This window comes from Leifsonia tongyongensis, from assembly GCF_010686705.1.
GTDB lineage: Bacteria > Actinomycetota > Actinomycetes > Actinomycetales > Microbacteriaceae > Diaminobutyricibacter > Diaminobutyricibacter tongyongensis.
This window is the reverse complement of the sequence record NZ_JAAGWY010000003.1, coordinates 422,093-445,463: the sequence shown is the minus strand read 5'-3', so window position 1 is coordinate 445,463 and position 23,371 is coordinate 422,093. Positions and strand designations below refer to the sequence as shown.

Sequence of the window (23,371 nt, the reverse complement as noted above, 5' to 3'; positions counted from 1 at the left end):
CCCCCCGGCTCTGGATGTGCGGCCATTCTGGGTATGTTGGGGACATGCGATCGAGCACGTCGGCGAAGACGTTGACGCCGTGGCAGTCCGAGACGGTGGTGGCGCGGGAAGACCGTCCGCGGCTGTGGTGGGAGGTCGTGATCGTCCTCGGGCTCTCGCTCGGAGCATCCGCCGTCTACTCCATCGTCAACATCATCGCCCGCCTGACCGAAGGCACCCCGCTCGCCAACCAGTCGGCCACGATCAACGGCTCGCAGTCCACACGCGAGTGGCTCGACTTCACCTACCAGTTCCTTGCGATCTTCTTCGACCTGTTCGCGGTCGCCCTGGTCATCTATCTGCTCTGGAGGCCCGGGCGCAGCACCTTCCGACGGATCGGCCTCGATTTCACCCGCCCCGGGCGGGACGTGCTCGGCGGTCTCGCGCTGGTCGCCCTCATCGGCGTTCCCGGCCTCGTGCTCTACTTCGTCGGCAGGGCGCTCGGCCTGACGGTCAACGTCATCCCGGCGCCGCTCAACAGCCACTGGTGGACGATCCCGATCCTCATCCTGGCCGCACTCCGCGCGGCACTCCAGGAGGAGGTCATCGTCGTCGGCTACCTCTTCACCCGTCTGCGGCAGCTGGGATGGACCCGCTGGGCGATCATCCTCGGGTCGGCCACCCTGCGCGGCAGTTATCACCTCTACCAGGGCATCGGCCCCTTCTTCGGCAACTTCGCCATGGGGGTGGTCTTCGGATGGTGCTACACGCGGTGGGGACGCGTGATGCCGCTCGTCGTCGCCCACTGGATCATCGACATCGCGTCGTTCGTCGGCTATCCGCTCGCCGTCGCCTGGTGGCCGGGCCTGTTCCGCTGAGGCACGACCCGGAACCGCGAATGTCACCGCCCGCGCCGAGAATCACCGTCGTGCGGGTGACACTGGGCGCGAGCGGTGACACTCGGCGGATGCAGCAAGCGGATGCCGCTAGGCGAACGCCTCCGGCGGCGGGCAGGCGCAGAAGAGGTTCCGGTCGCCCCAGGCCTGGTCGATCCTGCGCACCGGCGGCCAGTATTTCGAGCGCACCAGGCCGGGCACCGGGAAGACCGCCTGCTCGCGCGAGTACGGGTGCGTCCACTCGCCGACGACGACCGTCTCGGCCGTGTGCGGAGCGCCACGGAGGGGGTTGTCGTCAGCTGGCCAGGCTCCGGCTTTGACCGCATCCGCCTCGGCTTTGATCGAGACCATGGCGGTGACGAACCGGTCCAGTTCGCCGAGGTCTTCGCTCTCGGTCGGCTCGACCATCAGGGTCCCCGCGACCGGGAAGCTCATCGTCGGAGCGTGGAAACCGTAGTCGATCAGCCTTTTCGCCACGTCGTCCACGGTGACGCCCGTCGCCTCCGTGAGCGGTCGCAGGTCGAGGATGCACTCGTGCGCGACGAGACCGTCCTCACCCGAGTAGAGGACCGGGTAGTGGTCGCGCAGACGCGCAGCGATGTAGTTGGCCGCGAGCACTGCTGCGCCGGTCGCCTGCGTGAGGCCCTCCTCCCCCATCATCCGCACGTACGCCCAGCTGATGGGCAGGATGCTCGGGCTGCCGTACGGCGCGGATGAGACGGGACCGCCTGCGTGCACCACACGCGCGGCCCCGGTCTCGTCGCCACCCTCCTGGACGCCGAGGTAGTGCTCGGCGCGCTGGGCGAGCGGGTGCCCCGGCAGGAACGGTGCGAGGTGCGCCTTCGCGGCGACGGGGCCGACACCGGGGCCGCCACCGCCATGGGGGATGCAGAACGTCTTGTGCAGGTTCAGGTGGCTGACATCGCCGCCGAAGTCACCGAAGCGGGCGAAACCCAGGAGAGCGTTCAGGTTCGCGCCGTCGACGTAGACCTGCCCCCCGGCGTCGTGGACGGCCTGGGTGATGGCGGCGATCTCGTGCTCGTACACGCCGTGAGTCGACGGATAGGTCACCATGAGTGCGGCGAGGGCATCCGCGTTCGCGTCGATCTTCGCGTGCAGGTCGCCGAGGTCGACGTTGCCGAGGTCGTCGCACGCGACGACGACGACGGACATCCCGGCGAGCACTGCGGATGCGGCGTTGGTGCCGTGCGCGCTCTGCGGGATCAGGCAGACGGTGCGCTGCAGGTCGCCGCGCGACCGGTGGTAGCCGCGGATCGCGAGGAGACCGGCGAGCTCGCCCTGGCTGCCCGCGTTCGGCTGGAGCGAGACCGAGTCGTAGCCGGTGACGTCGGCGAGCCAGGTCTCGAGCTGGTCGATGAGGTGCAGGTAACCCTCGACGTCCGAGGCGGGTGCGAACGGGTGGATCCCGGCGAACTCGGGCCAGGTGACCGCTTCCATCTCGGTCGCCGCGTTGAGTTTCATCGTGCACGAGCCGAGCGGGATCATTCCGCGGTCGAGCGCGTAGTCCTTGTCGGCGAGGTACTTCAGGTACCGCATCATCGCGGTCTCCGAGTGATGGGTGTTGAACACCGGGTGCGTCAGGTAGGCGGATGCGCGTTCCAGCGTCACGTCGAACGAACGGAAGCCCGTCGCGATCGCCGCATCCGCCACGGATGCACCGGAGCCGGGCACGAACACGTCGACGAGTTCGCCGAGCAGGGTGCCGTAGCGGACGTCGTCGGCGGACGGCTCGTCGAGGCTGAGCGTGACCGTGCGGGCATCCGCGGCGTGGAGCAGGATGCCGTGATCGTGCGCCCGGCGGACGGTCGCATCCGCGTCGTCGACTGCGATCTCGAGCGTGTCGAAATACGACTCGGAGAGGACCTCGACGCCGGCCTCGCGCAGTGCGGCGGCGACGACGCCGGTCGCCGAGTGCACGGACTGCCCGATCGCCTTGATGCCGCGCGGGCCGTGGTAGACCGCATACATGCCGGCCATGACGGCGAGGAGCACCTGGGCCGTGCAGATGTTCGAGGTGGCCTTCTCACGGCGGATGTGCTGCTCGCGCGTCTGCAGGGTGAGCCGGTAGGCGGGCTTGCCGACTGCATCCTGCGAGACGCCGACCAGGCGGCCGGGGAGCTGGCGCTCCAGCCCCGATCGCACGGCCATGTAGCCGGCGTGCGGGCCGCCGAAGCCGAGCGGCACACCGAAGCGCTGGCTGGTGCCGACGGCGACGTCTGCGCCGAGCTCGCCCGGCGAGGTCAGCAGGGTCAGTGCCAGGAGGTCGGCGGCGACGACGGCCACAGCGCCCGACGACTTCGCTGCCGCGATCACGGCGGCCGGGTTCCAGACCCGGCCGGAGGCAGCCGGGTACTGGACGAAGATGCCGAACGCGTCGGCCAGTTCGGGCGACGACGGGTCGACGTCGTGAAGGTCGACCACGGCGAGGTCGATGCCCACCGCATCCGCCCGGTTCTGCAGGAGTGCGAGCGTCTGGGGGAACGTGTCGGAGTCGACGATGAAGCGTTTCGACGCGGCCTTGGATGCGCGACGTGCGAGCAGCATCCCCTCGACGACCGCGGTTCCCTCGTCGAGCATCGAGGCGTTGGCGGTGTCGAGCCCGGTCAGGTCGGCGACCATGGTCTGGAAGTTGATGAGGGCTTCGAGGCGGCCCTGGGAGATCTCCGGCTGATACGGGGTGTACGCCGTATACCAACTCGGGTTCTCGAGCACGTTCCGCTTGATGACTGCAGGAGTGACCGTGCCGTAGTAACCGAGACCGATCAGCGAGCGGTTCACGGTGTTGCGCGAGGCGACGGAGCGGAGCTCAGCGAGCGCAGCCCTCTCGCTCGCGGGAGCGGGAAGGGTCGACGCGCGGGATTCGTCCAGCTGGATCGACGTCGGCACGGCGGCCTTCACCAGCTGCTCGACACTGTCGAAGCCGAGGAGGTCGAGCATGGTGGACTGCGCGTCGGCATCCGTACCGATGTGACGCGAGGAGAACAGTTCTGTCATTGGGGTTTAGTGCCTCACTCGCCGATGATGGCGGAGTATTCCTCGTAGCTGAGCAGGGTGGGAAGTGCTGAGAAAGTGACCTTGACCAGCCACCCATCACCGAAGGGGTCGCTGTTGACGAGCTCAGGGCTCGCGACGACTGCGTCGTTCACCTCGGCGACCGTGCCGTTGACGGGCGCGAACAGCTCGCCGACCGACTTCGTCGACTCGATCTCCCCGACGACCTTGCCCTCCGCGACATCGCTGCCGACAGCGGGGAGCTCGACGAAGACGACATCGCCCAGCTTCTCCGCGGCATACGCGGTGATGCCCACGGTCGCGGTGTCGCCGTCGACGAGGATCCACTCGTGCTCGGCGGTGTACTGGAGATCCTGGGGAGCAGCCATGTTCAGTTCTTCTTTCTGCTGTAGAAGGGGAGGTCGGTGACGGTGAAACCAAGGCGGGTGCCGCGGACGTCGACATGGAGTTCTGTGCCGGGCCGCGCGAACGACGGGGCGACGTACGCCATCGCGATCGGGACTCCGATGGTCGGCGAGAGGGCGCCGCTGGTGACGACGCCGACGGTCTCATCCGCGTCCGTGACCCTGTCTGTCGCGAAGACCGGGTAGCCGGCGCGCGCAGCCCGCTTGCCGTGGCCCATGAGGCCGACGAGAACCGGTGCCGTCGCATCCGGACCGACCTCGCTTGCGGCGCGACCGACGAAATCCGTCTCCTTGGCGAGGTTGACCACGCGGCCGAGACCGGCCTGCGCCGGGAAGGTGCCCAGGTCGAGTTCGTGGCCGTAGAGCGGCATGCCCGCTTCCAGGCGGAGCGTGTCGCGGCTGGCCAGGCCGGCCGGCACGAGGCCCTGCTCGGAGCCTGCCTCGAGCAGCGCATCCCACACGATGCGGGCGATGTCGGGTGAGACGTAGAGCTCGAAGCCGTCCTCGCCCGTGTAGCCGGTGCGAGCCACGAGGACCGGATGCTGGTCGAAAGTCGCGGGGAAGGACCAGTAGTACTTGAGAGTGTCGAGTCGCTCGGCGAAGCCGTCCCCGTCGAGTGGGCCGCCCTCGACGGCGAACTCGCGGACGGCCGCGAGGACCGAGATCGCGGCAGGACCCTGGACGGCGATGAGGGCGATCTCGTCGCTCTCATCGAACACTTCAGCGTCGAACGGGGCCGTCCTGTCGCGCAGTTCCTCGGCGACGATGTCGCGGTTCGATGCGTTCGCGACGACCATGTACCGGTCGTCGCCGGTGCGATACACGACCAGGTCGTCGACGATCCCGCCCGAGCGGGACAGCAGCAGGCTGTACTTCGCCTGGTCGACGGCGATAGCGGAGAGCTTGCCGGCGAGCGCGTAGTCGAGGGCGGCCGCGGCCTCCGGGCCGACGACGAAGATCTCGCCCATGTGGGAGAGATCGAACAGACCCGCGGCGGTACGCACGGCATGGTGCTCGGCGAGATCACTCGAATACCTGACCGGCATCTGCCAGCCCGCGAAGTCGGTGAACGAGGCGCCCGCGTCGACGTGGGCGTCGTGAAGAGGGGACAAGCGCTCTGCGGCGGTGTCCTTGTCGGCGCCGGTGGCGTCGGCGCCGGTGGCGTCGGTGTCGCTGGCGGCGGTGTCACTGGCGGCGGTGTCGCTGGCGCCTGTGTCGTGCGAGGTCATGAGTTCTCCGGTCTTCGCCGGCCGGGGCCGAATCGAGAGTGCGGCGGAACCGGGTGGCGGATCCGCACAAGAACTCCCCCTCTGTCATCCGGCCTGAGAGTTTCACCGCGCCCTCGCGGGTCGCGACTTTCACCGTGGGCGAGGACTGCCGCGCCTGGTGGGCGCGCAGTTCTGCTTTTCAGAGTGGCCAGTCCGATGCGGTACGCGTACCTGAGAGATTGTCGGGGAGGATTGCTCCTTCGGTGCCGGTCGTGCACTCGCGTGCCGCCGGCTCTCCCGCATCGACCTCGATGGCCCTGTATTCAGTTGGTTCGCAGCGCCCATGCTCATTCGCGCAGACGCCCTGTCAGCATACCGCGACGCGCGGGGGGCGCACGCGCGCGGTTCCTCGTCGGCGGAGCGCGGCGCTCGCCACGGGACGTCGAGTCGACGGAAATGGCCGTTATGCGTCGAGGAATAACGGCCACTTGCGCCAAGTGGGCGGCCTCAGCAGGCCCGATTGGTGGTGGCCGAGCACGCCCGATCGATGGGCCGAGCACGTCCGATTGGCACTTCGGGTCACGTTGACACTAAGATGGGTAAAGACTTAGAGTCGGAATGACACTTAGTGAAACCGGATGAGCGAAGGATCCCATGGTCTCGGACGAGCAGCGGATGCCCGGGGACGCGAGCGCGACGCTCGCGGTCTCGACGGTCATCTTCGCGCTCCGGCGAGAGGCCGACTCCGAGCTGGCCACGGTCTGGCTCCCCCTTGTCCGCCGCATCCGCGAGCCGTACGAAGGCTGCTGGGCGCTGCCCGGCGGCCCGCTCCGAAGCGACGAGGACCTTGCGGTCGCCGCCGCACGAACGCTGAACGAGACCACCGGGCTGACCCCGCGCTACCTCGAGCAGTTGTACGCGTTCGGCGATGTCGGGCGTTCGGCCGGCGGCCGCGTCGTCTCGATCGTGTACTGGGCGCTGGTGCGCAGCGAGGAGGCCGAGCAGGCGAGCGTCGGCGAGAACGTGCGCTGGTTCGCCGCCGACGACCTCCCTCCCCTGGCCTTCGACCACAACCTGATCGTCGAGTACGCCCTCTGGCGCCTCCGCAACAAGATGGAGTACAGCCGCATCGCGCACGCCTTCCTCGGCGAGACCTTCACCCTCGCGCAGTTGCGCGAAGTCCACGAGGCGGTACTGGGGCGCGCGCTCGACCCGGCGAACTTCCGGCGCGGCATCGAGGCATCGAACGCGGTCGTCGCCACCGACGAGGTCCTGCTGGGAACCCGCCACCGCCCGCCACGCCTGTACCGCTACGACTCGGCGATCGACCTGGCCGACCAGGGGCCGCTCCCCCGGCTGAACGACCGCCCACTGATCGCACCACAGCAGCACCTGAACGACGAAGGAAAGAACGCATGAGCACGACAGCATCGGTCGACACCACCATCCAGCTCATCGCCAGCGGCGTGACGGACGGCGAGACGTGCAGCCCCGACCTTGCGGACGGGCCGTGGGTCTTCGACCTGCAGGCGCCCGGCTACGGGCCCGGCGCGTCGATGGCCGACCCGATCCCGGCGTCGGCGCCGCGCCAGGGCGAACTGCCCGAGGAGTACCGCACCGCGAGCGCGGCCGAACTGCATGAGCGCATCCTCGCCGCCAAGGCGCAGCTCGGCGACCGCGTCGTGACGCTCGGCCACTTCTACCAGCGCGACGAGGTCGTGCAGTACGCGGACTTCGTCGGCGACTCGTTCCAGCTTGCGAACGCCGCCAAGGCCAGGCCGGAGGCGGAGGCGATCGTCTTCTGCGGCGTGCATTTCATGGCCGAGACCGCCGACCTGCTGTCGGGTCCCGGGCAAGCCGTCATCCTCCCCAATCTGGCGGCCGGATGCTCGATGGCGGACATGGCCGACATCGACTCTGTCGCCGAGTGCTGGGAGCAGCTCGAAGAGCTGTACGGAACGGAACCGGATGCGAATGGCCGCGTTCCGGTCATCCCGGTCACGTACATGAACTCCTCCGCGGCGCTCAAAGGGTTCTGCGGCGAGCACGGCGGCATCGTCTGCACATCGTCGAACGCCGACACGGTGCTGAAGTGGGCGTTCGAACGCGGCCAGCGGGTGCTGTTCTTCCCCGACCAGCACCTGGGGCGCAACACCGCGAAGGCGATGGGGATCCCGCTCGAGCAGATGCCGCTGTGGAATCCGCGCAAGGCGCTCGGCGGAAACGAGACGGCAGTCATGCAGGACGCCCGCGTCATCCTCTGGCACGGCTTCTGCTCCGTGCACAAGCGGTTCACCGTCGGCCAGATCGAGGCCGCACGGGCCCAGTATCCGGATGTGCGGGTGATCGTGCATCCGGAGTGCCCGATGCCGGTCGTCGACGCGGCCGACGAGTACGGCTCGACCGACTACATCGTGAAGGCGATCGCGGCCGCGCCGGCAGGATCGACCTTCGCGATCGGCACCGAGATCAACCTGGTGCAGCGTCTTGCGGCCGAGTATCCGCAGCACACGATCTTCTGCCTCGATTCGGTCGTGTGCCCGTGCTCGACGATGTATCGCATCCACCCCGGCTACCTCGCGTGGGTGCTCGAAGGGCTGGTGCGCGGGGAGATCCACAATCGGATCACCGTCCCGGCGGAGGTCGCCGACCCGGCCCGCGTCGCGCTCGAGCGGATGCTCGCGGCCAAGCCGAACACGACGATGGCGGCCTGACATGTCGAGGGTGGTCGTCGTCGGCAGCGGGGTCGCGGGGCTGATCGCAGCCCTCGAGGCGAGCCGGTACCACGACGTGACGGTCGTGACCAAGGCCGAACTGGCCGAAAGCAACACGGCGTACGCGCAGGGCGGCATCGCCGCGGCGGTGTTCCCCGACGACAGTGTCGCCGAGCACGTGGCCGACACGATCGCAGCCGGCGCCGGGCTCGCCGACGGCGACGCGGTCGAGGTGCTGTGTGCGGAGGCGCCCCACCGCATCCGGGACCTGATCGATCTCGGGGTCGGTTTCGACACCTCGGGCGCACAGCTGGCACGCGGTCTGGAGGCGGCTCACTCCCACGCTCGGGTGCTCCACGCAGGCGGGGACGCCACCGGAGCCGAGATCGAGCGGGCGCTCGTGCGGGCGGTGCGGGCATCCGCGGCCCACGTGCTCGAGCACACGTTCCTGACCGACATCCTGGTCGTCGACGGTCGAGCTGCGGGCGTCGAGGTGCGGCTGGCCGACGGATCGGCCGTGACGATCGAGGCGGATGCCGTGGTGCTCGCCAGCGGCGGAGCAGGGCAGCTCTTCCTGCACACCACGAACCCCGAGGTCACGACCGGCGATGGCGTGGCAGCGGCCTGGCGTGCGGGCGCCGAACTTGCTGACGTCGAGTTCTACCAGTTCCACCCGACGGCACTCGCGACGGGCGGCTCGTTCCTCGTGTCGGAGGCCGTGCGCGGCGAGGGCGCGGTGCTGCGCAACGCCGCGGGCGAGCGATTCATGCTCGACGTCCACCCGGCGGCGGAACTCGCGCCACGCGACGTGGTCGCCCGCGGCATCGCCGTCGAGATGGCAGCCCAGGGCGGCCGGCCGGTCTTCCTCGATGCGACCGGCCTCGGGGCCGCGTTCCTCGCACGGCGATTCCCGACCATCGACGCGGCCTGCCGGCGTGCCGGCCTCGACTGGTCGCGTGTTCCCATCCCGGTGACGCCCGCCGCGCACTACTGGATGGGCGGCGTGGCGACCGATACCCGTGGCCGCACCACGGTACCGGGTCTCTACGCGGTCGGCGAGGTCGCCTGCACCGGGGCGCATGGGGCGAACCGGCTGGCGTCCAACTCGCTGCTGGAGAGCATCGTGTTCGCCCACCGGGCCGCGAGCGACCTGGCCGGCGGAGTGCCGGTCGAGTGGGAATGGGACTCGCGCGGGCGACGACGCGAGCGGGTGCGGGATGCCGGTCCGGCATCCGTCACGGGGTTCGGCGCCGAGGACGCCACGCCGGCGACAGTCGTCGATCGCGAAAGCCTGCAGTCGCTGATGTGGTCGGCGGCAGGCGTGCACCGCACCGGCGAAGGACTCGACGAGGCGCTGCGCGCGCTGAACGGATGGCGCCCCTGCCCGTCGGCGAACCCGACCCGACGCCAACGGGAGGATGCGAACCTGCTGCAGCTCGCGCGCATCCTCGTCTCCGCCGCCCTCGAGCGCGAGGAATCGCGCGGTGCACATTTCCGCTCGGACTTCCCTGCGCCCTCCGACGCGTTCGCGCATCAGCTCGTCCATGGCAGAGAGGTGACCGTACCGTGCTGACCCCCCAGATCATCGACACGGTCGTCAGGGCCGCGCTGCTCGAGGATGCGCCGTGGGGCGACATCACCTCCGAGCTGCTCATACCCGAAACGGCATATGCCACCGCCCGCCTGGTCGCACGGGAGGGCGGGGTCTTCAGCGGCGGAGCCGTGTTCGCTGCGACGATGACCGCGACCGACCCGGGGATCCGCACCGACCTGCGCGTCGCAGACGGCGAGAGATTCGAGGCCGGAGCGGAGCTCGCGATCGTCTCCGGACCCGCACGCGCGGTCCTGCAGGCGGAACGGGTCGCGCTGAACCTCGTGCAGCGGATGAGCGGTGTCGCGACCCTCACCGCACAGTACGTGAGCGCGGTGTCGCACACCCGGGCGCGCATCGTCGACACCCGCAAGACGACCCCCGGCCTCCGTGCGTTCGAGCGACACGCGGTGCGGTCGGGCGGAGGCCACAACCACCGGTTCTCGCTGTCGGACGCCGTGATGGCCAAGGACAACCACCTGGCCGTGCTGACCGCCCAGAGCGGGCTGAGCGTGACGGATGCGCTCCTCGCTGTGCGCGCTCAGCTCTCGCACACGACGCACCTCGAAGTCGAGGTGGATCGCATCGACCAGGTCGAACCCGTGCTCGCCGCCGGCGTCGATACGATCATGCTCGACAACTTCACGGTCGATCAGCTCCGGGAGGGCGTGGCACTCGTCGCCGGCCGGGCGATCGTAGAGGCGAGCGGAGGCGTCAACCTGTCGACCGTCCGTTCGATCGCCGAGACCGGCGTCGACATTATCTCGGTGGGGGCGCTGACGCACAGCGTACGCTCGCTCGACCTGGGCCTGGACGTGGTGGTGACCTGATGCTCTACCTGGACGCGGCGGCTACATCTGCGGTTCGCCGCGAGGTCCTCGAGGCGATGTGGCCCTACCTGACGGGCGACTTCGGCAACCCCTCGAGCCATCACACCGTCGGTGAGTCGGCGGCACGTGCGCTGGCGGATGCGCGAGCCACGGTCGCGGACTGGCTGGGCTGCCGGCCGTCCGACGTGGTGTTCACCTCGGGAGGCACCGAGGCCGACAACCTCGCGGTGAAAGGAATCGCGCTCGCGACCCCGCGCGGCAGGCACATCGTCACGACACCGATCGAACACGAGGCCGTTCTCGAATCGGTGGACTACCTGAAGCGCATCCACGATTTCGAGGTGACGTTCGTCGACGTGGACCCGACGGGGCTCGTCGACCCGGCCGCGTTCGCCGCCGCCCTCCGCGACGACACGACGATCGCGACGGTGATGCTCGCCAACAACGAAGTCGGAACGGTGCAGCCCGTCGCCGAGCTCGCCGCGATCGCGCGCAGCCACGGGGTCCCTTTCCACACGGATGCGGTCCAGGCTGCAGGCTGGCTCGACCTCGACGTCTCCGCACTCGGCGTCGACGCGCTCAGCATCTCGGGCCACAAGCTGGGCGCGCCGAAAGGGATCGGTGCGCTGTTCGTGCGCGGTCGGATCCCGCTCGAACCGGTCATCCACGGCGGCGGCCAGGAGCGGGGGCGGCGGTCGGGGACGGAGAACGTCGCAGGCGCGGTCGGGCTGGCCGCCGCGATCCGGCTCGGCGACGCTGGGCGGCAGGAACGGGCCGAGGCTGCCTCACTCGCCAGGGATGCGTTCGTCGCGGCCGTGCTGTCGCGCGTGCCCGACGCCACGCTGACCGGGCATCCGGTGCTGCGGCTTCCCGCTTCGGCTTCGTTCGTCTTCCCCGGCACCAGCGGTGAAAGCGTGCTGCTGGAACTGGAGCGGCGCGGAATCGTCAGCTCGAGCGGGTCCGCGTGCGCCGCAGGGAGCGACGAGGCGTCGCACGTGCTCCTCGCTCTGGGGTTCGACGAGCAGCTCGCGCAGACGGCGGTGCGGTTCTCCTGGGGGCCGGAGGTCGGCGCGCCGGAGCTCGCAACGGTGGCCGAGGCGGTAATCGAGGCGGTCCGAACCGTCGCCTCGATTACGCAGTGAGTGAACATCGGCAGACTTAACCTGCCCGCAACGCACGGTGTCGGTGGCTCTCGATACTGTGGAACTCGTGACTGAGAATGAGGCCTCCCCCGTCGACGTGATCGACGAAGCGCCGGTCGCCACACCCGATCACACCAAGCGCAACAACCGGGTGATCTGGCTGCTGCTGTCCGCGACATTCATCGTCATCCTCAACGAGACGATCATGAGCGTGGCCATCCGCAAGCTGATGGTTGACCTGCAGATCACGGCGATCGCCGCGCAGTGGCTGTCGACCGCCTTCATGCTGACCATGGCCGTGGTGATCCCCATCACCGGCTTCCTGCTGCAGCGGTTCAACACCCGGCCGATCTTCATCGCCGCGATGTCGCTGTTCTCACTCGGCACCCTGACCGCCGCGATCGCTCCGGGCTTCCCGGTGCTGCTCGTCGGCCGTGTGATCCAGGCGTCCGGCACCGCGATCATGCTTCCCCTGCTGATGACGACCCTCATGACCCTCGTCCCGGCCGCGAGCCGGGGGCGCACGATGGGCAACGTCTCCATCGTCATCTCGGTCGCGCCCGCCATCGGCCCGACGATCTCGGGTCTGATCCTGAACTCGCTGTCGTGGCGGTGGATCTTCATCCTCGTCCTCCCGATCGCCCTCATCATGCTGCTGATCGGCATCCGTCGGGTCGAGAACGTCTCGGAGCCCGAGAAGGTCCCGATCGATGTGTTCTCGGTGATCCTCTCGGCCTTCGGCTTCGGCGGCCTCATCTACGGACTGACCCAGGTCGGCCAGGGCGGCGATGTGCCGGGCATGGTCGACGGAGTCAACGTCGGGATGTGGGTCGCGCTCGGAGTCGGTGTCATCGCGCTGGCGTCGTTCATCGCGCGTCAGCTGCTGTTGCAGCGCAAGGACCGCGCGCTTCTCGACCTGCGCACGTTCCGCTTTCCGATCTTCACCGTCGCCATCGTGCTGATGGCGATCTGCACCGCGTCGCTCTTCGGGACGATCATCGTGCTGCCGATCTACCTGCAGGAGGTCCTGCACCTCCAGCCGCTCGCGACCGGGCTGCTCCTCCTGCCCGGCGGCCTGATCATGGGCCTGCTCGCTCCGTTCGTCGGCCGCCTGTACGACCGGTTCGGGCCCACGGTGCTCGTCGTACCCGGATCGATCCTGGTGAGCGCGGTGATGTGGACTCTGACCATGGTCACCGAGAACACATCGCCCTACCTGCTGCTCGCCGCGCACATCGTACTGAGCATCGGTCTTGCCCTGATGTTCACTCCGTTGTTCACGGCCGGGCTCGGCGCGGTGACTCCGCACCTGTATTCACACGCGAGCGCGCTCGTCGGTACGGTGCAACAGGTCGCCGGCGCTGCGGGGACCGCGCTGTTCGTCGCGATCATGTCCGCTCAGACCGCTGCCCTGGCCGCCGGGGGTGCTTCGACGGATGCCGCCGCCGCCGGCGGAGTCCGTATGGCATTCCTCGCGGGCGCGATCATCTCCGTCTTCGGTGTGGTGGGGGCGTTCTTCATCCGCAAGCCGGCGGACGTGCCCGCCGATCTCGCCTTCGCGCACTGACCGGCACGCGCCAGGCTGTCGGGCGCCGGCGCGGCTACCCACGGGCCCGCGCGTTCTGTCCGGCCGCACGAGTTTTGTCGCGCCACCGCACGAGTCTTGTCCGATCGCACTCGTTTTGTCGCGCCACCGCACGAGTTTTGTCCGATCGCACTCGTTTTGTCCGATCGCACTAGTACCTACGCGTGCGCTCGGGTCAAACTAGTGCGATGGCGCGCGGAGTGGAAGCAGCAACCGTCGACGAGTATCTTCAGCGGATGCCAGAGCCTTTCGGCACTGCACTCCGTGAGGTGCGCGACCGTTTGGTCGCGGCCATCCCCGACGTCGAACAGGTCATCAGCTACCGCGTCCCCATCTTCCGGTACCGCGGGCGCGGTCTCGTCGGACTGTCAGCGACGGCGAAGGAATGCAGCCTGCTGCTGATGAGTCCGTCGGCCGCGAAAACCCTCGCCGGCTCGCTGGACGAGGGGTCGATCTCGGGGGCCACGGTGCACTTCGACCCCGCGCATCCGCTCAGCGAAGCGACCGTCCGCCGAATCGTCGACCTGCGCATCCGCGAAGTCGATGCCGCGCTCGATGAGCGCTGATCGAGTCGCGCGCCGCGTCTGTACGCGGCCGCGGAAGCGGGCGCGAGGTTTTGCCTGCCGATAGTTCGGCGCTGCAGGCGATTGGTTGCCAATATTTGGCGATCAATCGCCCCCGCTCGTCTGCTCGCGTCGTCCCCGCGCAGATTGGTTGCCAGATAGTCGCCATTGGGCGCTCCAGACAACCATTCGCGACTCCGGGTGCGGGTTAGCGACCGAAGACGGCCCGGAGACGGTCGGCGGCCTCTGCACGGATGAACACCGGGATGCGGTCGATCGGCGCTGCCACGTCGACGGTCACTGGTCCGGCGACCACCTCACCGGTCCACGCATTCTCCCAGGCGCCGTCCGGTACGAGGACCGGCCAGGCGGTTCTCCCGGCCTCCAGCACGGGGGCCACGAGCAGATCGTCGCCGAGCAGCCACTGCGGCTGCGCATCCCACGCTCCGTCGAGGTGTGGGTACTCGAAATAGAGCGGGCGCATCAGGGGCCGAGCCGTTGCGATCGTCACTGCAGCCTGTTCGGCCAGGTAAGGAACCAGCCGCTCGCGCAGCTCGGCGAAGCCACGGAACACGTCCAGAATCCTCGGGTCCCCGGCGCGTTCAGCCATGTTCCAGGGCGTGCGGTCGCGCGACGGCAAGCGGTGGTGGTTGAACTCCGAGTGATATTGCATGATCGGCACGAACGTGGATGCTGCTGCAGCGCGCAGGTACAGCTCCGCTTCGGGCACGTCGCCGGAGAATCCGGCGAGATCCCAGCCCCAGTAGACGATTCCGCTGGCCGCAGCGGACAGCCCCGCCAGCATCGACCAGCGAAACGCCTGCCAGGTGGAGTTCTCGTCTCCGGCCCAGAACGCTCCGTGAGCCTGGGACCCGGTGAAGCCGGCCCGGCTGAACGTCACCGGGGCCTTGCCGGTGGACTCGAGGAGATCGCCATACGCCTTCGCGTAGGCGACCGGGAAGGTGTTGTTCTTCTCGTCCCCGTGTCGCCCGTCGAGGTAGACCAGATCGCTGCCCCACGCGTGTTCGCCGCCGTCGGTCTTGAAACCGTCGATGCCGACCTCGTCGACAAGGTAGCGACGCTTGTCCGTCCACCAACGCGCTGCGCGTTCGTCGGTGAGATCCGGCATGAGGCCGAGGGGGAACCACCAGCCGCGGTTGCGGTACGGACGAAGGCTCCCGTCGGGCGCGAGTTCCCTGATCAGGACGTTCTCGCGAACTGCCGCTTCGGCATCCGCTTTCGTCTGGCCCACCGGGTGCGGCCGCATCTTGATCAGAGGGATCTGCCAAAGATGCACCCGGATGTCTCGGCGGTGCAACTCGTCGACCATGCCTTGGGGATCCGGCCAGGCACCGTCGGATGGGAATTCGAAGTCAGCCAGCCGGTGCGGTGCGCCATCCGCGTTCACGGCGTACCGCGAGTCGCGGAAGGCGGTGAAGGTACTCTCGTCGCTCCACGCCTCGATCACCACCGAACCAACGGGGATGCCGTGGTCACGGTGCAGGTTCATCTGGCGCAACACCTCCGCCTGGGTGTTCCACTCGTTGCCGCTGGCCCAGAGCCGGAACACCCACGACGGGAGCTCCTTCGGCGAGCCGACGTCGTCGAGGAATGCCCGCAGCACCTCCGTCGGCCGTCCGTCGAAGAACCGCACACCGATCACCCCGTCGAACGAACCATCGCCGTCCACCGTCGCGTCGAGTTCGGCCTCGACGGCGATCGTGTCGGGCGCCGTTCGGCCGAAATCGAACCAGCACCGGCGGGAGGTCTGGATGTGGAAGCCCCAGCCGTCGCCGCCGACGACGTGGGCGAACGGCATCGGCAGGTAGGTCTTTCGTTCGGCGCCCTGGTTCTTGTACTGCTCGAAGACGACGGAGTCCACGAGGGCTCCGCGATGATCGAGGGCGTCGAAGCGCTCACCGAGCCCGGTGACGTGCTCAGTCGTTCCGAGCGGCATCGTGAAACGGACCCGCACCGCGCGTTCCCCGTCGTGCAGCACCGAGACCGAGCCGGGCACGACACGCGACGTTCCGACGGTCGCGATCGCGGCATCCGCCGCACGCCACTCCGCGGCGCGGAAGGTGAACCATCGCGTCCGCTCGACGCCCTCGTCGCCGCGGACCGCGGCGAACCGGTAACGGTAGCGACCGCCCGCCCGGATCCCGGGTACGACCGTCTGCCATCCGCCGGCTGCCCGCCCGAGCCGCGCCTGCGCTGAGGCCAGATGACCTCCGTCGACGGTCTGGCCACGCGAGGACCGGACCACGGGCTCGAGGTCGAGGATCTCGGTGCTCTCGGTCGTGTCGTCGCCTGCCCAGACCAGTTCGCACGAGACGGACACGATCGGTCCGCCGGTGCGCACACCGAGCGTCACGGGAGATCCTGCCTCCGGGACCGCGGGCGAGCGCTCCTCGGTGTCGGTCGAGTACGGATGGCCGGAGCCGTGCGGTCGGTGACGGATCATCGGGCGCTTCCTTCGTGCGTGTCGTGGGTATCATCGGTGTCGTCTGCGGCAAGTTCGACCGCGAGACGAATGATCATGGCGTGGCTCCAGAGGAGCGGTGTTGCGACCGGACCCCACCGGTCGACCCACTCCTGACGCATTCCGGGCGCGATCAGGTGGTGATCGACCTGTTCGGGAATCTCGGACTGCGCGTTGGCTGTCGCGACGGCCCAGGCCAGCAACTCGGCGCCCCGGTCGCGATCGCCGCGAGCCGCATGCGCGAGCCCGAGGAAGCAGCTCAGGAGTGGCCACTGGCCCCCGCCGAAGAACGTGTCCCCGAGGTAGCGGTGCACGCCTCCTCCGACGGTGAGATGGCGTTCGATGATGTCGACAGTTCGTCCCGCGAGGTCGCTCGTCGCGTCGACCAGTCCGAGAGGGGCGATAGCGGAGGCGAGACTCCCGTCGACCGCCGCGACGTCCAGCCATTTGACGAGGTGCCCATCGCGCACGCCCCGGGTCTCGATCAGGTTTCGGATGTCGCGGACTGCTGCCACGATCGCCTCGGCCCTCGGAGGGTCGACGAGTCCCGCATCCGCCACGGCCTGCAGCCCGGCCGCGATGCAGGCAAGCGTCGAGACGTGGACGGCCTCGCTGTGCTCCTCCCACCAGTCGTAGCAGGGCCGCGACCACGAAGCGAGCAGGTAGTCGACTGTCAGCTCCACGGCGGGGAGCCACGGCGATGCGTCGATCTCGAATCGGCCGAGATGCTGGCCCAGCGCCCACAGCCAGGTGCCGTACCCGTCCAGCTGGAAATCCCACCATTCATCGGCGCCGTCCTCGCCGGCGTACGTGAAGCGGGCTGGCAGCATTCGCTCGCCCGACGGTGGTCGACCGACCCGGGTCTCGTCGACGATCCAGTGGATGTGGTCGCGTCGGGCGACGATCGCCTGCGCGCACCAGTCGAAGAAAGCTGTCGCCGAGCCGTCATCGCCGTAGGCGGACATCGCATCCGCGATGAACGCGCCATCGCGGAACCAGCAATAGCCCTCGTAAGCCGGGAACGCGGGGCTTGCGGGATATGCGCCCTCGGGTGTCTGGAGCCCCGCTATCAGGCTGTGGCTGGATCGCACAAGACGGGCTACGGCGGGATCGAGCGCGGTCAGGCGAACGGCCGGCGAAGTGGAGACGGAGGGCATCGCTGTCTTTCTTGGAGAAGTTGGGGGAGGTGCCCGTGGCCCGGCCTTGAGGGCCGAGCCACGGGGCAACCATGGAGTGCTGTGTTACTTGAGCAGGCCGTCGACGGTCGAGGCTGTCGCCTTGAGAGCGTCATCCGCCGACTGGCGACCGGCAGCCACCTCGCCGAGCGCGTTGGTGACCGTGTCCTGGATCTTCTGCGAGTTCGGGCCGAGGTTCGGCGCGACCGCGACCTTCTTCAGCGAGTCGAAGACGGCCTGGCGGTTGGCCGGCACTCCGGCGGTCAGGTACGGCTTCAACGCGGCGTCGTCGGCGACGGTCGGAAGCTCCCACCCGGCCTTCAGGCGCACGTCGACCGTGGTCTTCGAGCTCGCCAGGTAGTCGGCGAACTTCTGGGCCGCTTCCTTGTTCTTCGAATCGTTCGACACGACGACCGCGTTGGAGAACGTCGCGCTCGCCTTCTGGGTGTCACCGGGCTCCACCGCGACATCCCAGCCGAACGGCAGCGTGCCAAGCGAGCTGAACATCCAGATGCCGGTGTGCCACATCGCGAGCTTGCCCGCCTTGAACAGGCCGGAGTCGAAGTCCGGGGTGTTCGCCCCTGCGGCTGCGGTCGGCATGGTCACGCCGCTCTTGTCCGTGAGCCACGCCATCGCACGCTTGCCCGCCTCATCGTTGAACGCCGACTTCTTGCCGTTGTCGGAGAGGAACGAACCGCCGGTCTGCTGGATGACCTTCGAGAACTCGTTGTAGGTGATGGGCTGGAAGTCGCCCCAGACCCCGGCCGCCTTGTCGGTGAGTTTCTTCGCCGCAGCCTTCTCATCAGCCCACGTCCACGAATCGGTCGGGTACGCGACGCCGGCCTTGTCGAAGAGTGCCTTGTTGTAGAACAGCACGACGTTCGAGAACGAGGTCGGGAGTCCGTACTGCTTGCCATCTTTCTTGTACGTGTCGAGCAGCGACGTGCGGTACTTCGAGGCGTCGACGCCCGAGAGCGGGGCGAGCACGCCATCCGCCTGGAGGTTGGAGTAGCTGCCGGTGTCGACGTCGAAGACGTCGGCCTGCGTCCCGGCCGCAAGATCGGTCTGCAGCTTCGTGAAGTAGTTGGCGTAGTCGGTGGTGTTCACCTTGACGGTGATGTTCGGGTTCGCCTTCTCGAACGCGTCGACGATCGTCGTCAGGTTCTTCTCGTTGCCCCCGTTCGATATGAAGTTCGAGTAGGTGATGGTGGCCTTGCCGCCGTCCGAACTTCCGGACGAACTGCAGCCGGTCATCCCGATTGCTGCGAATGCCGCGACCGCTACGGCCGCGACGAGCTGCTTTTTCATGTGAGTGCTATCTCCTTCGATATGTGGTGCGGGGTTGTGACTGGTGTGGCCGGGTCATTTCAGACCGGTGCCGGCGACGCCCTGGACGATGTATTTCTGGGCGAAGACGTAGAGGGCGAACATCGGGATGATGCTGATGACCGAACCGGCCATCAGGACGTCCCATTGCGTCGAGTACTGCCCTTGCAGACTCGAGAGCGCGACCGGAAGCGTCTGCATCGTCGGGTCGCGCAGGATGATGAGCGGCCAGAGGAAGCTGTTCCAGGTATTGAGGAAGGCGAACACCGCGAGGGTCGCGAGAGCGGGCCGGATGAGAGGCAGCATGATCTGGAAGAAGACCCGGAAATGCCCTGCGCCGTCGAGGGTGGCGGCCTGGTCGAGCTCGTACGGAACGGTGTTCATGGCCTGCCTGAGGAGGAAGACACCGAACGCCGAGGCGATGGTCGGCAGGATCGCACCCAGGTAGGTGTTGATGAGGCCGAGCGATTTCATCTCGACGAACAGCGGCACGATCAGGACCTGGAACGGGATCATCATCGTTGCGAGGTAGACCACGAAGATCGCTCCCCTGCCACGGAACGGCATGCGGGCGAAGACGTAGGCGGCGAGCGCACTCGTGACCAGTTGGAGCACTGTCCCGGCGACCGCGATGATGATGCTGTTCACGATGACCTGGCCGAACGGGACGCGCTGGAACAGCTCGGCGTACGGCGAGAGCGACGGATGCTCGGGCAGCTGCGGCGTGGTCGTGAGGCTCGCACCCGGGCTGACCGAGGTGATGACGGTCCACACGAAGGGGAACACCATGATCAGCGCGCCGACGGTTATGACGACGTAGAGGCTGATCCGGCCGATTCGGTTACGCATAGTTCACCCACCGCTTCTGCCCGCGGAACTGGATGAGCGTGATGATCAGGATGACGATGAAGAGCAGCCACGACAGCGCAGAGGCCATTCCGGCCTGGCCGTAGCGGAAGGTGAGATCGTAGACCTCCTGCACGACCACGCGACTCGAATTGTTCGGGCCGCCGCCGGTCATCACGTACACCTGGTCGAACACCTGGAAGCCGTTGATCAGGGAGAGGACGATGACGAAGAAGGTGGATGGCGACAGCATCGGCAGCGTGATGCTGAAGAGCCGGCGCCACCAACCCGCCCCGTCGATCTCGGCCGCCTCGTACAGGTCGGGGTTGATCGTCTGGAGGCCGGCCAGCAGGATGACCATCACGAAGCCGAGGTCCTTCCAGGCCGACGCGAGGATGATCGAGGGCATCGACCAGGCAGGATCGGTGTACCAGCCGGGACCCTGGATGCCGATCAGGCTCAGCGCCCAGTTGACGATTCCGACGCTCGGGTTCAGGAGCCAGCGCCACACCAGCGCGACGACGACCCAGCTGGTCACGACGGGGAGGAAGTAGACGCCGCGCAGGAGCGCCCGTCCCTTGAGTTTCGCGTTGAGCGCGAGAGCGAGCGCCAGTCCGCCGATGTAGACGAGCGGAAGGTAGCCGACAATGTAGTAGACCGTGTGCAGGAAGGCCTGCTGGGTGCCCGGATCGGTGAGCAAGGTCCTGTAGTTGTCGAGTCCGACCCATTTCATCGGTCCGATGAGGTTCCAGGAGTGAAGGCTGGTCCAGGCCGCCGCGATCATCGGCCCGATGATGAACGCGAGCAGAGGGACGAGGCTCGGCAGGAGGAAGAGGGCGATGGTCAGCGCATACTTCACGCGCTGCTTCGGCGAACGCCTGCGCGGTGCGCGTTCGCTGGCCCGTTCTGCGGTTGGCGGCGCTTCGGCCGACGCCGCGACGCGCGCTGCTGAGAGAGTCATCGCGACACACCTTCCGGGATGCGCGAATTGGCGACCAGGCGTTCGCGGACGAGGCGGCCCTGTTCGCCGGCCACGCCATCCGAATCGAACGACGTCGCGAGCACGAGTGCCGCAGCCCCCTGCGCCCACCGGTCGTCCTGCCAGGTCTCGACTGCGACCTCGACTCCGCGTTTTCCGGGGACGAGGGATGCGCGCAGCGCCGATTCGAAGCCGGGCGCCCAGAACTCCCAGGCCGCCACACCCTCGCCGAGCACCACGACCAGTTCGGGATCGAGGACGTTGACGACTCCGGCGAGGGTTCGACCGAGCAGGTGACCCGCATCGGCGAAGATGTCCCTCGCCCGCTGGTCGCCGTCCACGGCCGCACGTGTGACGGCTGCGATCGGTTCGTCAGGCGTGATCACGCCGGCTTCTGCGGCGCGTGCGATGAGTGCGCTCTCCCCCACGAAGGCTTCGAGGCATCCGTGGTTCCCGCACTGGCAGAGCGGGCCGCCATCCGTGACCGGGATGTGCCCGACGTCGCCGGCCCCGCCCGAACGCCCGCGAAGAACCGAGCCGCCCGAGACGATGCCGGCTCCGACGCCGGTTCCGATCGTGACGACGAGGAAGTCGGGGCACGACCGGCCCTGGCCGAACAGGCGTTCCGCCATGCTCAGTGCGTTCACGTTGTTGTCGACGACGACCGGGAGGCCCAGGGACCGTCGAAGCGCGGCCCCGAGCGGAACCTGGTTCCAGCCGAGCTGGGTCGAATCGATGACACCGACACCCTGTTCGTCGACGGTACCCGGGATGCCGACGCCGATCCCGAGGAGTGGGGTGTCACCACCGCCATCGATGAAGGTCCGAGCGAGCTCGACGAGGTTCGTGACGGCGAGCGTCGAGAGCGCGTCGAACGGTTCGGTCGCACTGCGGATGACGCTGCCGTCGATGCTCACCTCGACGAACGCCACGTGGTCGGCGACGACCTTGACTCCGATGGCGCGAGCGGTGTCGGCGACGACCCCGAGCATCCGCGCCGGCCTGCCGCCCTGCGACGGCGAGTGGTCGAGCTCCTGGATCAGCCCGTCGGCCAGAAGGTCTTTGGTCAGCTGTGTCACCAGCGCGGGCGATACACCGAGCATCCGTGCGAGATCCGCGCGGGATGCGGGGCCCTGGGCACCGAGGTGCGCGAGGATCGCCGAGCGGTTGACGTCTGTTCGAGACGGGGATGTGAGCGCCATTGCCTACCTTTTGTTTAGGACTAAATAAACCATAAAAGATAGTTCTGACATTCGTCAAGCCCCAGCCCCGGATTGCGTCGGCAATCCGCGCTTTGCCCGGGTTGGTTGCCAATAAGTTCGCAGTCGCGTTCGATTGCTCGCCGATAGATTGGCGAGCAATCGCGAGGGAACGTCTCCGGCTACCCGCGGCGAAGCGAACGGATCGCGAGCTGCTCGAACAGGTCGCGGAGTTCGGCTTCGAATTGCGGGGCCGGTCCGTCGACCGGGACCCCGGGTGCGACGACAGAGATGGGTAGGCTCTCGACCGGTCCCGCGGGAAGACCCCGTGCGGCGCGCCATCCGCTGGTTTGTGCCGCCGAGGCCGCGTAGACGATTCTCCCGAGCCCGACCCAGGCGTGTGCGGCCGAGCACATGGGGCAGTGCTCCCCCGATGTGTAGACAGTCGCGCTTGCGCGCTCCTCCGCGACCATGTTGCGCGCCGCCCAGCGTGCCAGTTCGAACTCGGGATGAAGGGTCTCGTCGCCCCCGCTCACCCGATTGCGGTCCTCACGCAGCACGAGGCCGTCACCGCCGACGAGCACCGAACCGAACGGTTCGTCGCCGGCATCGAGCGCTTCGCGCGCCAACTCGACGGCGCGCGCGAGGAACCTCAGGTCGGATTCGTCGATAGCCATGTCGTCACTCTGCAGCCTCCATCGCCGACTCTACGCCCGCCCTGCAGGGCTGACACATTCCGTCGAGGAGCCCTAGGTGAGAGCATGGGAGCAGGCAATAGATCCGAGGTATCCTCATGTCGATCATCGCAGTCGCCCGCGAGGACGAAGTCACCGATCGTGTCGCCGAGTTCTACGCCGGCGACATCCGGGAGCAAGGCTACGTGGCCAGCCACACCAAGGTGCTGACGGTCAACCCCGAGGCGTTCGCCGCCTGGAAAGACCTCATGCGCGCCATCGCGGGCCCGATGGACAAACGCCGGTTCGAACTCGTGACCCTGGCCGCGGCGCTCGGCACGCGCTCCGTCCACTGCCGGCTCGCTCACGGCAGAAAATCACTCGCGTACATCGAGGAGGACGAGCTCGAACGGATCGCCCGCGACTACCACGATGCCGGGCTGCCGGAGCAGGAAGTCGCGATCATGGAGTTCGCCGAGAAGGTGAGCCGCGCATCCGACACGATGACCGAGGCGGACAGCGAGCGCCTCCGCGACCTCGGCCTCAGCGACCGCGAGATCGTGGATGTGGCGCTCGCGGCCGCCGCGCGCAACTACTACAGCCGCGCCATCCAGGCCCTCGCCGTCGAGGTCGACGACTTCCCCGAGCTCAGCGACAGCCTGAAGGATGCGCTGCTCGCGCCCCTCTAGACACGGACGCTCGGAACACCGTTTGCGATCGCCTCCGACTGGTGACCGGGTGCGCG

General features: G+C 68.0%; 19 protein-coding genes and 1 riboswitch. Of the genes, 9 read left to right on the top strand and 10 right to left on the bottom strand.

Annotation, left to right across the window (positions count from 1 at the left end):
- Positions 1 to 44: 44 nt before the first annotated feature.
- On the top strand, positions 45 to 857 hold the full coding sequence (locus G3T36_RS15520) for a CPBP family intramembrane glutamic endopeptidase (RefSeq protein WP_163290706.1): 813 nt from the start codon (positions 45 to 47) through the stop codon (positions 855 to 857).
- A gap of 108 nt (positions 858 to 965) precedes the next feature.
- Here the strand turns inward: G3T36_RS15520 and gcvP are convergent, their stop codons facing one another.
- Genes gcvP through gcvT form a run of 3 tightly spaced genes read right to left on the bottom strand, consistent with a single transcriptional unit; the run spans position 966 to position 5,541 of the window.
- Positions 966 to 3,890 (bottom strand): aminomethyl-transferring glycine dehydrogenase, encoded by a 2,925-nt coding sequence (gene gcvP, locus G3T36_RS15515; protein ID WP_163290705.1) that lies wholly within the window; start codon positions 3,888 to 3,890, stop codon positions 966 to 968.
- A 14-nt stretch (positions 3,891 to 3,904) separates the two neighbouring features.
- The gene (gene gcvH / locus G3T36_RS15510) at positions 3,905 to 4,276 is read right to left on the bottom strand and encodes a glycine cleavage system protein GcvH (RefSeq protein ID WP_163290704.1); all 372 of its coding nucleotides are present in this window, start codon (positions 4,274 to 4,276) and stop codon (positions 3,905 to 3,907) included.
- Between the two features lie 2 nt (positions 4,277 to 4,278).
- Positions 4,279 to 5,541: a glycine cleavage system aminomethyltransferase GcvT gene (gene gcvT, locus G3T36_RS15505; RefSeq protein WP_163290703.1), complete on the bottom strand. Its 1,263-nt coding sequence runs from the start codon at positions 5,539 to 5,541 to the stop codon at positions 4,279 to 4,281.
- A gap of 188 nt (positions 5,542 to 5,729) precedes the next feature.
- Positions 5,730 to 5,830: riboswitch (glycine riboswitch) on the bottom strand.
- Between the two features lie 344 nt (positions 5,831 to 6,174).
- Here gcvT and G3T36_RS15500 point away from each other — a divergent pair.
- The 7 genes from G3T36_RS15500 to G3T36_RS15470 all read left to right on the top strand — a co-directional run bounded on the left by G3T36_RS15500 (position 6,175) and on the right by G3T36_RS15470 (position 13,948).
- Positions 6,175 to 6,939 (top strand): NUDIX hydrolase, encoded by a 765-nt coding sequence (locus G3T36_RS15500; RefSeq protein ID WP_193571242.1) that lies wholly within the window; start codon positions 6,175 to 6,177, stop codon positions 6,937 to 6,939.
- On the top strand, positions 6,936 to 8,234 hold the full coding sequence (gene nadA, locus G3T36_RS15495; protein ID WP_163290702.1) for a quinolinate synthase NadA: 1,299 nt from the start codon (positions 6,936 to 6,938) through the stop codon (positions 8,232 to 8,234). Before G3T36_RS15500 ends, nadA begins: the two co-directional genes overlap by 4 nt.
- A 1-nt stretch (position 8,235) precedes the next feature.
- Positions 8,236 to 9,807, top strand: coding sequence for an L-aspartate oxidase (gene nadB, locus G3T36_RS15490; RefSeq protein WP_163290701.1), 1,572 nt, complete (start codon positions 8,236 to 8,238; stop codon positions 9,805 to 9,807).
- Complete coding sequence (gene nadC, locus G3T36_RS15485; protein ID WP_163290700.1) at positions 9,801 to 10,655, top strand: carboxylating nicotinate-nucleotide diphosphorylase; 855 nt, start codon at positions 9,801 to 9,803, stop codon at positions 10,653 to 10,655. Before nadB ends, nadC begins: the two co-directional genes overlap by 7 nt.
- Positions 10,655 to 11,797 (top strand): cysteine desulfurase family protein, encoded by a 1,143-nt coding sequence (locus G3T36_RS15480; RefSeq protein ID WP_163290699.1) that lies wholly within the window; start codon positions 10,655 to 10,657, stop codon positions 11,795 to 11,797. The genes nadC and G3T36_RS15480 overlap by 1 nt, the downstream gene beginning before the upstream one ends.
- A gap of 67 nt (positions 11,798 to 11,864) precedes the next feature.
- Positions 11,865 to 13,364 (top strand): MDR family MFS transporter, encoded by a 1,500-nt coding sequence (locus tag G3T36_RS15475; protein ID WP_163290698.1) that lies wholly within the window; start codon positions 11,865 to 11,867, stop codon positions 13,362 to 13,364.
- 218 nt (positions 13,365 to 13,582) lie between these two features.
- Positions 13,583 to 13,948 carry an iron chaperone gene (locus G3T36_RS15470; RefSeq protein ID WP_163290697.1) on the top strand — a complete coding sequence of 122 codons (366 nt, stop codon included), beginning with the start codon at positions 13,583 to 13,585 and terminating at the stop codon, positions 13,946 to 13,948.
- 205 nt (positions 13,949 to 14,153) lie between these two features.
- On the opposite strand, the gene G3T36_RS15465 is transcribed toward G3T36_RS15470, so the two are convergent.
- The 7 genes from G3T36_RS15465 to G3T36_RS15435 all read right to left on the bottom strand — a co-directional run bounded on the left by G3T36_RS15465 (position 14,154) and on the right by G3T36_RS15435 (position 22,629).
- Positions 14,154 to 16,409, bottom strand: a complete 2,256-nt coding sequence (locus G3T36_RS15465) for a glycoside hydrolase family 31 protein (RefSeq protein ID WP_163290696.1) — start codon at positions 16,407 to 16,409, stop codon at positions 14,154 to 14,156.
- Positions 16,406 to 17,584, bottom strand: coding sequence for a glycoside hydrolase family 15 protein (locus tag G3T36_RS15460; protein ID WP_163290695.1), 1,179 nt, complete (start codon positions 17,582 to 17,584; stop codon positions 16,406 to 16,408). The genes G3T36_RS15465 and G3T36_RS15460 overlap by 4 nt, the downstream gene beginning before the upstream one ends.
- 84 nt (positions 17,585 to 17,668) lie before the next feature.
- On the bottom strand, positions 17,669 to 18,910 hold the full coding sequence (locus G3T36_RS15455; RefSeq protein WP_163290694.1) for an ABC transporter substrate-binding protein: 1,242 nt from the start codon (positions 18,908 to 18,910) through the stop codon (positions 17,669 to 17,671).
- 54 nt (positions 18,911 to 18,964) lie between these two features.
- Positions 18,965 to 19,777, bottom strand: a complete 813-nt coding sequence (locus tag G3T36_RS15450; RefSeq protein ID WP_163290693.1) for a carbohydrate ABC transporter permease — start codon at positions 19,775 to 19,777, stop codon at positions 18,965 to 18,967.
- The gene (locus G3T36_RS15445) at positions 19,770 to 20,735 is read right to left on the bottom strand and encodes a carbohydrate ABC transporter permease (protein ID WP_163290692.1); all 966 of its coding nucleotides are present in this window, start codon (positions 20,733 to 20,735) and stop codon (positions 19,770 to 19,772) included. The genes G3T36_RS15450 and G3T36_RS15445 overlap by 8 nt, the downstream gene beginning before the upstream one ends.
- Positions 20,732 to 21,955, bottom strand: a complete 1,224-nt coding sequence (locus tag G3T36_RS15440) for an ROK family transcriptional regulator (protein ID WP_163290691.1) — start codon at positions 21,953 to 21,955, stop codon at positions 20,732 to 20,734. Before G3T36_RS15440 ends, G3T36_RS15445 begins: the two co-directional genes overlap by 4 nt.
- A gap of 179 nt (positions 21,956 to 22,134) precedes the next feature.
- The gene (locus G3T36_RS15435) at positions 22,135 to 22,629 is read right to left on the bottom strand and encodes a nucleoside deaminase (protein WP_163290690.1); all 495 of its coding nucleotides are present in this window, start codon (positions 22,627 to 22,629) and stop codon (positions 22,135 to 22,137) included.
- 116 nt (positions 22,630 to 22,745) lie between these two features.
- On the opposite strand from G3T36_RS15435, the gene G3T36_RS15430 reads away from it, so the two are divergent.
- Positions 22,746 to 23,315, top strand: a complete 570-nt coding sequence (locus tag G3T36_RS15430; protein WP_163290689.1) for a carboxymuconolactone decarboxylase family protein — start codon at positions 22,746 to 22,748, stop codon at positions 23,313 to 23,315.
- Positions 23,316 to 23,371 lie beyond the last annotated feature (56 nt).